The sequence below is a fragment of the Streptomyces lasalocidi genome (assembly GCF_005280215.1).
In the GTDB taxonomy this organism is placed as follows: Bacteria; Actinomycetota; Actinomycetes; order Streptomycetales; family Streptomycetaceae; genus Streptomyces; species Streptomyces longwoodensis.
Window position 1 is genome coordinate 2,111,289 of sequence record NZ_SZNQ01000001.1, and the last position, 12,242, is coordinate 2,123,530.

Consider the following 12,242-nt stretch of genomic DNA (forward strand, 5'->3'; position numbering starts at 1 on the left):
AGCCCGGGGGCGAGCGCGACGTGAAGATCACCCCGGAGCCGCCGGAGGAAAGCCGCCGCAGCGGTCAGTAGAACCGGCATCGCGACCCCAATGAGGGGGCTCACCGGCGCACAGGGCGCACCGGGGGCCAAGGAGGGTGGTACCGCGGGAGCCCGCCGAACCGGCGTACGAGCAGGACACGGCTCTCGTCCCTCCGACGGAAGGCAGCACGTCCGCCGGAGGAAGCTCGTTGAACACGCAGCCGCAGTACCGCCAGGTGCCCGCCCAGGTCGACCTGCCCGCGCTCGAACACGCGGTGCTCGACTTCTGGCGCGAGCAGAAGATCTTCGCCAAGAGCCTGGACCAGTCCCAGGGCCGCCCCGAGTGGGTGTTCTACGAGGGCCCGCCCACCGCCAACGGCATGCCCGGCGCCCACCACATCGAGGCCCGCGTCTTCAAGGACGTCTTCCCCCGCTTCCGCACCATGCGCGGCTACCACGTGGCCCGCAAGGCCGGCTGGGACTGCCACGGCCTGCCGGTCGAGCTGGCGGTGGAGAAGGAACTCGGCTTCAGCGGCAAGAAGGACATCGAGGCGTACGGCATCGCCGCGTTCAACGACAAGTGCCGTGAGTCGGTCCTGCGCCACACGGACGCCTTCGCCGAGCTGACGACCCGCATGGGCTACTGGGTCGACCTCGACGAGGCCTACGTCACGATGGAGCCCGAGTACATCGAGTCCGTCTGGTGGTCCCTGAAGGAGATCTTCCGCAAGGGCCTGCTGGTGCAGGACCACCGCGTCGCCCCCTGGTGCCCGCGCTGCGGCACCGGCCTGTCGGACCACGAGCTGGCCCAGGGCTACGAGACGGTCGTCGACCCGTCCGTCTACGTCCGCTTCCCGCTCACCTCCGGCCCGCTCGCCGGCCGGGCCGCGCTGCTGGTGTGGACGACGACCCCCTGGACCCTGGTGTCCAACACCGCGGTCGCCGCGCACCCCGACGTCACCTACGTCGTCGCGACCGACGGCCAGGAGCAGCTGGTCGTCGCCGAGCCGCTGCTCGGCAAGGCGCTCGGCGAGGGCTGGGAGCCCACCGGGGAGACGTTCACCGGCGCCGAGATGGAGCGCTGGACCTACCAGCGCCCGTTCGAGCTGGTGGAGTTCCCGGAGGGCACCGAGGCCCACTACGTGGTGAACGCCGAGTACGTCACCACCGAGGACGGCACGGGTCTGGTCCACCAGTCCCCCGCCTTCGGTGAGGACGACCTCAAGGTCTGCCGCGCCTACGGCCTGCCCGTCGTCAACCCCGTCCGCCCGGACGGCACCTTCGGCGAGGAGGTCCCGCTGGTCGGCGGCGTCTTCTTCAAGAAGGCCGACGAGAAGCTCACCGAGGACCTCGCCGAGCGCGGCCTGCTGTTCCGGCACCTGCCCTACGAGCACAGCTACCCGCACTGCTGGCGCTGCCACACCGCGCTCCTCTACTACGCGCAGCCGTCCTGGTACATCCGCACCACGGCCGTCAAGGACCGGCTGATCGAGGAGAACGAGAAGACCAACTGGTTCCCCGACACGGTCAAGCACGGCCGGTACGGCGACTGGCTGAACAACAACATCGACTGGGCGCTGTCCCGCAACCGCTACTGGGGCACCCCGCTGCCCATCTGGCGCTGCGAGGACGACCACCTCACCTGCGTGGGCTCCCGCGCGGAGCTGACCGAGCTGTCCGGCACGGACCAGTCGGAGCTGGACCCGCACCGCCCGTTCATCGACGACGTCACCTTCGCCTGCCCGCAGGACGGCTGCGGCCGCACGGCCACCCGCGTGCCGGAGGTCATCGACGCCTGGTACGACTCGGGTTCGATGCCGTTCGCGCAGTGGGGCTACCCGTACAAGAACAAGGAGCTGTTCGAGAGCCGCTACCCGGCGCAGTTCATCTCCGAGGCGATCGACCAGACCCGCGGCTGGTTCTACACGCTGATGGCGGTCGGCACCCTCGTCTTCGACAAGTCGTCGTACGAGAACGTCGTGTGCCTGGGCCACATCCTCGCCGAGGACGGCCGCAAGATGTCCAAGCACCTGGGCAACATCCTGCAGCCGATCCCGCTCATGGACCAGCACGGCGCGGACGCGGTGCGCTGGTTCATGGCGGCCGGCGGTTCGCCGTGGGCGGCCCGTCGCGTCGGCCACGGCACGATCCAGGAGGTCGTGCGCAAGACCCTGCTGACGTACTGGAACACGGTCGCCTTCCAGGCGCTGTACGCCCGGACGTCCGGCTGGGCCCCGTCCGCGGCCGACCCGGCCCCGGCCGACCGCCCGCTGCTGGACCGCTGGCTGCTGTCCGAGCTGCACGCGCTGACCGACCAGGTCACCCAGTCCCTGGAGGCGTACGACACCCAGCGCGCCGGCAAGCTGCTCTCGGCGTTCGTCGACGACCTGTCCAACTGGTACGTGCGACGTTCGCGGCGCCGGTTCTGGCAGGGCGACAAGGCAGCGCTGCGCACGCTGCACGAGGTCGTGGAGACCGTCACCAGGCTGATGGCCCCGCTGACGCCGTTCATCACCGAGCGGGTCTGGCAGGACCTGGTCGTCCCGGTCACCCCGGGCGCCCCGGAGTCGGTGCACCTGTCCTCGTGGCCGGAGGCCGACCTGTCGGCGATCGACCCGGAGTTGTCGAAGCAGATGGTGCTGGTGCGACGGCTGGTGGAGCTGGGCCGTGCGACGCGCGCCGAGTCGGGCGTGAAGACGCGTCAGCCGCTGCGGCGGGCGCTGATCGCGGCGACCGGCTTCGACGCGCTCTCCCCCGAGCTGCACACCCAGATCACCGAGGAGCTGAACGTCGAGTCGCTGGCCTCGCTGAGCGAGGTCGGCGGGTCCCTGGTCGACACGACCGCCAAGGCCAACTTCCGGGCGCTGGGCAAGCGGTTCGGCAAGCGGGTGCAGGACGTGGCCAGGGCCGTCGCCGCGGCGGACGCGGCCGCGCTGTCGCTGGCGCTGCGCGAGGGCACGGCGTCGGTCGAGGTCGACGGGGAGACCGTGACGCTGGCCCCGGACGAGGTGATCATCACCGAGACGCCCCGCGAGGGCTGGTCGGTGGCCTCCGACTCCGGCGCCACGGTCGCCCTGGACCTGGAGATCACCGAGGAGCTGCGCCGGGCGGGGCTCGCCCGGGACGCGATCCGGCTGATCCAGGAGGCCCGCAAGAACAGCGGGCTGGACGTGGCCGACCGCATCGCGCTGCGCTGGACGGCGACCGACCCGGAGACGATCGCCGCGCTCAGCCGGCACAGCGGGCTGATCGCGGACGAGGTCCTGGCGACGGACTTCGCCCAGGGCGAGGCGGACGACACCTACGGCGCGCCCTTCACGGACGAGGGCCTGTCCCTGACGTTCCGCCTGCGCAAGGCGTAACCCGCGCCCACCGCGCACCTCGTGGACGGCGGCCGCCCCTCGTGGGGCGGCCGCCGTTCCGCTGACCGCCACCGGACGCCCGGCCGGGACCGGTCGGTGGCCGGCCCGTCGCAACACGCGTAAAAGGGGCGGGGCCCCGGATCGGAATCCGGGGCCCCGCCCCTTGAATGCTGCCGACGCTGCCGACGCCTAAGGCGTACGAGCGGCCGTCAGTTGTCGTCCTCGTCGATCAGGAAGCCACGCATCGGCGAGGGCGCCTGGCCCATCGGCGACGGACCCTGCGGACGGACCGGAGCCATGGGCTGGGTCATCGCCGGGGACATCTGCTGCTGACCGCCGTAGGACGGACCCGCGGGGCTCGGACCGCCGCCCATGCCCTGGTTGCCGCCGTAGGACGGGGCGCTCGCGCCGGCCGGGGCCATCGAGGGCGCCGGGGACGGCGGCAGGGAGGCCGTGGCCGGGGTGCGCGGCGGGGCGAGGGAGTCGTCGGCCTGGGTCTCCAGCTGACGCAGCTGGGACTCGAGGTACGACTTCAGCCGCGTGCGGTACTCGCGCTCGAAGCCCCGCAGGTCCTCGACCTTGCGCTCCAGCGTGGCGCGGGCGGACTCCAGGGAGCCCATCGCGACGCGGTGCTTCTCCTGCGCGTCCCGCTCCAGGGCGTCGGCCTTGGCACGGGCGTCACGCTCGAGACCCTCGGCACGCGAACGCGCCTCGCCGACGATCTTGTTGGCCTCGGAACGGGCCTCGGCGATCGCCTGGTCGGCGGTCTGCTGGGCCAGCGACAGGACGCGCGCGGCGCTGTCGCCACCGGGACCCTGACCGGGGCCGCCCATGGGGCCGCCCATCGGACCGCCCATGGGGCCGCCCATCTGCTGCATGGGGGGCTGACCACCCATCGGGCCCTGGCCCATGGGGCCCTGACCCATGCCGCCCTGGCCCATGCCGCCCTGACCCATCGGGCCCTGGCCCATCGGACCCTGACCCATGGGGCCGGGGCCCTGCTGTCCGTTCTGGCCGCTGGGGCCGGCGGGCAGCTGCGGGGCGCCGCTCGGCAGCTGGGGCGGGCCACCCATGGGGCCACCCATCTGCTGCTGCGGCGGGCCCGATATCCCGGCGGGCACCGGAGCGCCGGGGCCTCGCATCCCCTGCTGGGGAGGCATGCCCTGCTGCTGCTGGTCCTGCTGCTCCGGCGGCTTGCGCATGTTCTGCTGGTTCTGGGCAGCAGCACGCGTCGCGGCGGCCAGTTTGGCGCGCAGGTCCTCGTTCTCGCGGAGCAGCCGGGTCAGTTCGGCTTCGACCTCGTCGAGGAAGGCATCGACCTCGTCCTCGTCATAGCCTTCTCGGAGGCGGACGGTCGTGAACTGCTTGTTCCGCACGTCCTCGGGGGTCAACGGCATCTCTTCACCTCAACGTAGTCGTCGGCATTCGGCAAGACGGTAGTTCACATCGCTCACAGCCGGCTCACGATCGAGATCAGGATGTAGACGATGATCATCAGTACGAAGAAGGACAGGTCGAGCGCCACGCCCCCGAGACGCAGCGGCGGGATGACCCGCCGCAGAAGCTTGAGCGGTGGATCGGTGACAGTGTAGGTGGCCTCCAGAACGACCACCATCGCCTTGCCGGGCTGCCATGAGCGGGCGAACTGGAAGACGTAGTCCATGACCAACCGGAAGATGAGCACGATGAGGAACACCATCAGCGCGATGTAGACGACATCCAGGACCACGCCCATGTTCGGTGCTTCCCTCTCCCCTGTTTTCCGTGCTGCGTACTGCTGTTTTCCGGCCGTGCGTCTCAGCTCTGGTTGAAGAACCCGCCCTCTGCGATGCGGGCCTTGTCCTCCGCCGTGACATCGACGTTAGCAGGCGACAACAGGAACACCTTCTGCGTCACCCGCTCGATGCTGCCGTGAAGACCAAACACCAAACCGGCCGCAAAGTCGACAAGTCGCTTCGCGTCTGTGTCGTCCATCTCAGTCAGATTCATGATCACCGGGGTGCCTTCACGGAAGTGTTCCCCGATGGTACGGGCCTCGTTGTAGGTCCGCGGGTGAAGTGTGGTGATCCGGTACGGCTCTCGTTCCGACACGACCTTGGGCATGATCACCGGTGCGTTCTTCTCCAGGGACTGACGTTCTTGTGTGATGGATGCCACGGGGGCGATCCGCGCCGGACGACCGGATTCCGCGGGAAGCGAAGTCGAGCGGGCCACCGGCTCGCGGGGCGCGGGCGGTTGTACGATTCGCACCTCTTCGTCCCTTTGGGACTGGTGTGCGGAGTGTGACGGGTGGGACGGCTCGTGCCGTCGGTGGTCGCGCTCCGGCTCGGGGTCGAGCTCGGGCTCGAAGTCGTCATCGGGGTCGAACCCCCGGCCGTCGTACCCATCGTCCTCCACGAGGCCGAGGTAGACCGCCATCTTGCGCATCGCGCCGGCCATGCTCTGAGTCCTCCGCTCTGTGGTGGATCGGCTGACGGCTGCCAAGTCCCGCGATCCACGTGGTCCTTCTGCCCCGCCCTGTGGCGGAAATGACCATATTTTCTGCTGTGGTCCGACTTCCTGGCGACGTTACCCGAGCCTCGGGCGGACTCCGAGTACCGCGGTGCCGACGCGTACATGTGTCGCCCCGGCCGCCACGGCCTGCTCGAGGTCCGCACTCATCCCTGCCGAGACCATGGTTGCAGCCGGATGGGCTCGGCGCACGGAGGTCGCCACATCCATCAACCGCTCGAACGCCGCTCGTTGCCGTCCGGCGTACTCTCCGGTCAGCGGTGCGACGGTCATCAGTCCGTCGAGCCGCAGCCCCGGGGAGCCGGCGACCAGACCGGCCAACTCCTCGACGCCGTCCGGCGACACCCCGCCCCGCTCCCCGCGCCCGCTCACCCCGGCGTCGAGCGCCACCTGGATCAGGCAGCCGAGCTCGCGCTCCTGGCGCACCGCCTCCTTCGACAGCGCCGTCACCAGCCGGGACCGGTCGACGGACTGCACGGTGTGGGCGTAACCGACCACGGAACGCACCTTGTTGGTCTGGAGCTGGCCGACGAAGTGCCACGACAGGGGCAGGTCCGCGCACGCGGCGGCCTTGGGCGCCGCGTCCTGGTCGCGGTTCTCGGCGACGTGCCGCACCCCGAGCTCGGACAGGATCCGCACGTCGCTCGCCGGGTAGGTCTTGGTGACCACGATCAGGGTCACCTCTTCGCGCTTGCGCCCGGCGGCCTCGCACGCGGCGGCGATGCGCCGCTCCACGGTCGCCAGGTTCCCGGCGAGTTCGTCCCTACGGTCCGTCATGTTCTCTCAGCCAGCCAGACATATCCCGCGAGTCGCCCGGTGGCGCGGTCGCGTCGGTACGAGAAGTGGTCGCCCGACTCCAGCGTGCACACCGGCGACTGCTCCCGGTCGCGCACCCCGGCGCGCGCCAGCTGGGCGTGCACCCCGGCGGCGACGTCCACCGCGGGCGTGCCCCAACTGGTCTCGGCGTGCGCCGCCGGCTCCACCGCGGCGACCTCGGCGCGCATCGCCTCGGGCACCTCGTAGCACCGGCCGCAGACGGCGGGTCCGGTACGGGCGACGATGCGGGCCGGCTCGGCGCCCAGCGCCCGCATCGCGTCGAGGGCGGCGGGCACGATCCCCTTGACCATCCCCGGCCGGCCGGCGTGGGCGGCGGCGACGACCCCGGCGACGGGGTCGGCCAGCAGGACCGGCACGCAGTCGGCGGTGAGCACGGCGAGGGCGAGCCCCCGGGCCGCGGTCACCAAGCCGTCGACCTCCGGCACCGGCCGGGTCCCCCACGGGCCGTCGACCTCGGCCACATCACTGCCGTGCACCTGGTTCATCCAGACCACCCGGTCCGGGTCCAGGCCGAGCGCCTTGGCCGCCAGGTCCCGGTTGGTCCGTACGGCGCCGGGGTCGTCGCCGACCGCGCCGCCGAGGTTGAGCTCCGCATACGGAGCGGCGCTCACCCCGCCCCACCGGTCGGTGAAGGCGAAGTGCGCGCCGCTCACGTTCTCGCGCTGTGCTGTCACGTCAGAAGGATCACTTGAGGAAGTCCGGTACGTCCAGTTCCTCGGCCGCGCTGTCGGCGTAGGTCCGCGACGGCGGCACCGGCGGGGCGACCGGGAGGTCGGCGACCGGCTCGGGCGCGGGCTCGGCCTTCTCCTTCGGCGTCACGCTGCCGAGCGAGCCGAAGCTCGGCCGGGACTCGGGCTGCCGTACCGGCGTGGGCTCCTCGCGGCGGGCCGCCGCGGAGGGCGCCGGGGCCGATGTCGAGGACGAGCCGAGGACGTTGTCCCGGCGGGCCGGGGGCTGGCCCCCGTCGAAGCCGGCCGCGATCACGGTGACCCGCACCTCGTCGCCGAGGGCGTCGTCGATGACCGCGCCGAAGATGATGTTCGCCTCGGGGTGGGCGGCCTCGCTGACCAGCTGGGCGGCCTCGTTGATCTCGAACAGGCCGAGGTCGGAGCCGCCGGAGATGGACAGCAGCACGCCACGGGCGCCGTCGATGGACGCTTCCAGCAGCGGCGAGGAGATCGCCATCTCGGCCGCGGCCACCGCGCGGTCGTCGCCGCGGGCGGAGCCGATGCCCATGAGCGCCGAACCGGCCTCAGACATGACCGACTTGACGTCGGCGAAGTCCAGGTTGATCAGGCCGGGGGTGGTGATCAGGTCGGTGATGCCCTGGACGCCGGAGAGCAGGACCTGGTCGGCCGACTTGAAGGCGTCGAGGACCGAGACCTGGCGGTCCGAGATGGACAGCAGCCGGTCGTTGGGGATGACGATGAGGGTGTCGACCTCTTCGCGGAGTTCGGCGATGCCGTCCTCGGCCTGGTTGGCGCGGCGCCGTCCCTCGAAGGTGAACGGGCGGGTGACCACGCCGATGGTGAGGGCGCCGAGGTTGCGTGCGATGTTGGCCACGACGGGGGCCCCGCCGGTGCCGGTGCCGCCGCCTTCACCGGCCGTCACGAAGACCATGTCGGCCCCCTTGAGGACCTCCTCGATCTCCTCGCGGTGATCCTCGGCGGCCTTGCGGCCGACGGCCGGGTTGGCGCCGGCGCCGAGTCCGCGGGTGAGTTCGCGGCCGACGTCGAGCTTGACGTCGGCGTCGCTCATCAACAGCGCCTGCGCGTCGGTGTTGATGGCGATGAACTCGACGCCCTTGAGACCGACCTCGATCATCCGGTTGATGGCATTGACACCACCGCCGCCGACACCGATGACTTTGATGACTGCGAGGTAGTTCTGCGGTGCTGCCACGTCGAAGGCCTCTCGCCTCGAGTTACGTGTCGTCGGTGCGCGGTCGTCCGCGCTCCGCCGACTGATGCCGAATGGGACGGTCCGTTTGCGCCGACCCGAACCCTAACGCTGAAGTTTAGGGTTACCAGTGTGTCCGTTCCTTGGAGTCTTCTGAACAGGACACTAAGTCGACAAGTGGCGCCCGTTCAACGAACACGCCGAACCTCCCGTTTTTCTTTTCACCCTATGTGATCAGCCATGTCGCTGCCCAACCAGGGTGCTGGCCTGCGCTGATGTGCGTCAACTCCCCGCTGACGCAGGGGCGGTGGGAACGCTGACGTCGAAGTGCCGTGCGTCCGGGGATGCTTTCATGAGAGCGGTGAGCGCACGGGCCTTCGCGGCCCCCTGCTCGGAGCTCCCCCACGCGACCGTGCGCCCGTCGCCCAACTCCAGTGAGACGGCGTCGAAGGAGCGCACCTTCACGGTCCTGGTGACGCGAGCCACGGCGGCCGGGACGTCCCCGGCCACCCGGACCGCCTCGCGCACCAGCCGGTCCTCGCCGAAGCGGCGCAGACTGGCCGAGGCCGAGCCGCGCGAGGAGGCGGCCAGCGCCAGGAGCGGTACGCCCTTCGGGGCCCGGGGGACGGTGGCGAACCGGACGCCGTCGTCGTCCACTTCCGTGAAGGTGCCGGCCTTGCGCCCGGTGCCCGCGAGGAGCAGGACCGGCGTGCGCTCGGTCACTTCGAGACGGATCCCGTGCGGCCAGGAACGCGTCACGTCCACCCGGTCGACGCGCGGCAGCGCCCGCCGCACCCGGGCGGCGATGGTGTCGGTGTCCAGGGAGACCATCGGCTGTCCCACGGGCACGTCGGCGGCCTCGCGCACCTGCCGGGGCGTCAGTACGTCCGTGCCGGAGACGGAGACACGCTCCGCCCGCAGCCACGGCGAGCCGTAGAGCAGCCAGGTGACGCCTCCGCCGCACACCACCAGGGCGACCGCGAGGATGATGATCGTACGAAGGCGCCGACGGGCCGATGCCCGGGCGGGGGGCGGGCCGGACGACTCCTGTCGGCGTGCACCGCGTTCGGCGGTGGAAGTTGGTCCGGCCACGCTCCTGCCCTTTCGTCATGTGCTCCTAGCGCTGTGCACGATGCGCGGCGATCGCCTCGTACACCATGCGGACGAGGAGGTCGTCCGCGTCCCGGCGGCCGAACTCGGCGGCGGCGCGGGACATCTCGTACAGCCGGTGCGGGTCGGCGAGCACGGGCAGGACGTTCTGCCGGACCCACTCCGGGGTCAGCTCCGCGTCGTCGACCAGCAGTCCGCCGCCGGCCTTGACCACCGGCTGGGCGTTCAGCCGCTGTTCGCCGTTGCCGATGGGCAGCGGGACGTAAGCGGCCGGGAGCCCGACGGCGGAGAGTTCGGCGACGGTCATCGCGCCCGCGCGGCACAGCATCATGTCGGCCGCGGCGTACGCGAGGTCCATCCGGTCCAGGTAACTTACCGGGATGTAGGGGGGCATCCCCGGCATCTGCTGCACCTGCGGCAGTTCGTTCTTCGGGCCGACCGCGTGCAGGATCTGGATGCCGGCCTGCTGCAGCCACGGCGCGACCTGCTGGACCACCTCGTTGAGGCGGCGGGCGCCCTGCGAGCCGCCGGAGACCAGCAGCGTCGGCAGGTTGGGGTCCAGGCCGAACAGGTGCCGGGCCTCGGGGCGGGCCGCGGCCCGGTCCAGGGTCGCGATGGAGTGCCGCAACGGGATCCCGATGTAGCGGGAGTTGCGCAGCTTGCTGTCCGGGGTGGCCACGGCCACCTGGGCGGCGTACCGGGAGCCGATCTTGTTGGCCAGGCCGGGGCGGGCGTTGGCCTCGTGGATCACGATGGGCACGCCGAGGCGCTTGGCGGCCAGGTAGCCGGGCAGCGCGACGTAACCGCCGAAGCCGACCACGACGTCCGCCTTGGTGCGCTCCAGGATCTGCTCGGTCGCCTTGATCGTGCCGCGCAGCCGGCCCGGCACCGTGATCAGTTCGGGGGTGGGCTTGCGCGGCAGCGGCACCGCCGGGATCAGCGCGAGCTCGTAGCCCCGCTGCGGGACGAGCTGGGTCTCCAGGCCGCGCTCCGTGCCCAGGGCCGTGATCCCCACGGTCGGATCCTGCCTGCGCAGGGCGTCCGCGAGGGCGAGCGCGGGCTCGATGTGGCCGGCGGTCCCCCCACCGGCGAGTACGACATGCACCGAAATTCACCGCTCTCCGGACGAACGCGCCGCCGAGGCACGCCGTCGCATCGTGTTCCATCTCCGGGGACGTCGATCGGAAAGAGTGCCCCCAGCCCCCCGCTTTCTACCAAAGCGGGGTTGCCGCATCGCAAGCGCCGCCCGCGCAGCGGGCTCGTCACGCGCGAACGCGATCAGCAGCCCGATGGCGAACATGGTCGGCAGCAGGGCGGACCCCCCGTAGGAGAACAGCGGGAGCGGGACGCCGGCGATCGGCAGCAGGCCGAGCACCGCACCGATGTTGATCACGGCCTGCGCCGTGATCCAGGTGGTCACGCCTCCCGCGGCATACCTCACGAAGGGGTCCTCCGTGCGACCGGCCACGCGGATACCCGCATAGCCTAGAGCCGCGAACAGGGCGAGCACCGACAGCGTCCCCGCCAGACCCAGTTCCTCACCGGTGACGGCGAAGATGAAGTCGGTGTGCGCTTCGGGGAGTTGGCCCCATTTCTCCACACTCGCCCCCAGCCCGGAACCGAAGATCCCGCCCGAGGCCAGGGCGTAGATGCCGTGCACGGCCTGCCAGCAGTCGGCGGCGCCGGACTTGGGCTCGGTGGCGCCGATGCAGGCCAGCCGGGCCATCCGGTTGGGGCTGGTCTTGATCAGGATCACACCGAGCACCCCGGCGATCGACAGCACCCCGACGAACAGCCGGGTCGGCGCACCGGCCAGCCACAGCAGGCCGAACAGGATCGCGGTGAGGATGATCGCGGTGCCCATGTCGCCGCCGAGCATGATCAGCCCGAGCAGCAGGAAGGCGACCGGGACGAGCGGCACCAGCATGTGCTTCCACTGCGTGAGCAGCCTCTTGTCCTGCTTGCGGGCCAGCAGGTCGGCGCCCCACAGCACCAGGGCGAGCTTGCCGAACTCACTGGGCTGGATCTGGAAGGAGCCGCCCAGGGAGATCCAGTTCTGGTTGCCGTTGACCGCCATCCCTATCCCCGGCACCTGCACCAGGGCCATCAGGAAGACCGCGCCGGCCAGGATCGGGTAGGCCAGCGCCCGGTGCAGCCGGACCGGCATCCGTGAGGCGACCAGCAGCAGCCCGGCGCCGATCGCGGCGGCCAGGAACTGTTTGCGGAAGAAGAACGACCCCGGCAACGACATCTGCAGCGCGGTGATCTGGGAGGCCGAGTAGACCATCACCAGCCCCAGCACGGTGATCAGCAGACTGCCGCCGAGGATCAGGTAGTAGGCGGTCAGCGGCCGGTCCCAGGCCCGGCGGGCGCGGGTGTACGTCCGCAGCACGGGGTTCTCGCGCGGCGCCCGCGGGGCGGCGGGCCGCCGCACGGCCCGCTGGACGGACGGTCCTCCGGTACGGCTACCGGGCATCGGCACTCACCGCCCGGGTACCCGAGC

At 71.1% G+C, this 12,242-nt stretch carries 10 protein-coding genes; 1 reads left to right on the forward strand and 9 read right to left on the reverse strand.

Annotated elements, in window-relative coordinates; all coding sequences use genetic code 11:
- Nucleotides 1-229 precede the first annotated feature (229 nt).
- Entirely contained in the window at nucleotides 230-3,382 is a 3,153-nt protein-coding gene (gene ileS / locus E4U91_RS09455) for an isoleucine--tRNA ligase (protein ID WP_137306432.1), read from the forward strand.
- Between the two features lie 209 nt (nucleotides 3,383-3,591).
- On the opposite strand, the gene E4U91_RS09460 is transcribed toward ileS, so the two are convergent.
- From E4U91_RS09460 to ftsW, 9 genes are all read right to left on the reverse strand, one after another.
- Nucleotides 3,592-4,779, reverse strand: coding sequence for a DivIVA domain-containing protein (locus E4U91_RS09460; RefSeq protein ID WP_137306433.1), 1,188 nt, complete (start codon nucleotides 4,777-4,779; stop codon nucleotides 3,592-3,594).
- A gap of 53 nt (nucleotides 4,780-4,832) precedes the next feature.
- Entirely contained in the window at nucleotides 4,833-5,117 is a 285-nt protein-coding gene (locus E4U91_RS09465) for a YggT family protein (protein WP_055633825.1), read from the reverse strand.
- Nucleotides 5,118-5,179: 62 nt separating this feature from the next.
- Nucleotides 5,180-5,821, reverse strand: a complete 642-nt coding sequence (locus tag E4U91_RS09470) for a cell division protein SepF (protein WP_067231862.1) — start codon at nucleotides 5,819-5,821, stop codon at nucleotides 5,180-5,182.
- A 129-nt stretch (nucleotides 5,822-5,950) separates the two neighbouring features.
- Complete coding sequence (locus E4U91_RS09475) at nucleotides 5,951-6,670, reverse strand: YggS family pyridoxal phosphate-dependent enzyme (protein WP_137306434.1); 720 nt, start codon at nucleotides 6,668-6,670, stop codon at nucleotides 5,951-5,953.
- Nucleotides 6,667-7,383 carry a peptidoglycan editing factor PgeF gene (pgeF, locus tag E4U91_RS09480; protein ID WP_422070933.1) on the reverse strand — a complete coding sequence of 239 codons (717 nt, stop codon included), beginning with the start codon at nucleotides 7,381-7,383 and terminating at the stop codon, nucleotides 6,667-6,669. Before pgeF ends, E4U91_RS09475 begins: the two co-directional genes overlap by 4 nt.
- 31 nt (nucleotides 7,384-7,414) lie before the next feature.
- Nucleotides 7,415-8,632, reverse strand: a complete 1,218-nt coding sequence (gene ftsZ, locus E4U91_RS09485; RefSeq protein ID WP_137306436.1) for a cell division protein FtsZ — start codon at nucleotides 8,630-8,632, stop codon at nucleotides 7,415-7,417.
- Between the two features lie 279 nt (nucleotides 8,633-8,911).
- Nucleotides 8,912-9,721 carry a cell division protein FtsQ/DivIB gene (locus tag E4U91_RS09490; RefSeq protein WP_137306437.1) on the reverse strand — a complete coding sequence of 270 codons (810 nt, stop codon included), beginning with the start codon at nucleotides 9,719-9,721 and terminating at the stop codon, nucleotides 8,912-8,914.
- A 25-nt stretch (nucleotides 9,722-9,746) separates the two neighbouring features.
- On the reverse strand, nucleotides 9,747-10,844 hold the full coding sequence (gene murG, locus E4U91_RS09495; RefSeq protein ID WP_137306438.1) for an undecaprenyldiphospho-muramoylpentapeptide beta-N-acetylglucosaminyltransferase: 1,098 nt from the start codon (nucleotides 10,842-10,844) through the stop codon (nucleotides 9,747-9,749).
- Nucleotides 10,845-10,850: 6 nt separating this feature from the next.
- Entirely contained in the window at nucleotides 10,851-12,215 is a 1,365-nt protein-coding gene (gene ftsW / locus E4U91_RS09500; protein WP_137306439.1) for a putative lipid II flippase FtsW, read from the reverse strand.
- Between the last annotated feature and the right edge of the window lie 27 nt (nucleotides 12,216-12,242).

Excerpts from the sequence above, each read along its gene's own strand:
- E4U91_RS09460 (WP_137306433.1), bottom strand. The coding sequence starts at position 4,779 with ATGCCGTTGACCCCCGAGGACGTGCGGAACAAGCAGTTCACGACCGTC.
- E4U91_RS09465 (WP_055633825.1), bottom strand. The coding sequence starts at position 5,117 with ATGGGCGTGGTCCTGGATGTCGTCTACATCGCGCTGATGGTGTTCCTC.
- E4U91_RS09470 (WP_067231862.1), bottom strand. The coding sequence starts at position 5,821 with ATGGCCGGCGCGATGCGCAAGATGGCGGTCTACCTCGGCCTCGTGGAG.
- E4U91_RS09475 (WP_137306434.1), bottom strand. The coding sequence starts at position 6,670 with ATGACGGACCGTAGGGACGAACTCGCCGGGAACCTGGCGACCGTGGAG.
- ftsW (WP_137306439.1), bottom strand. The coding sequence starts at position 12,215 with ATGCCCGGTAGCCGTACCGGAGGACCGTCCGTCCAGCGGGCCGTGCGG.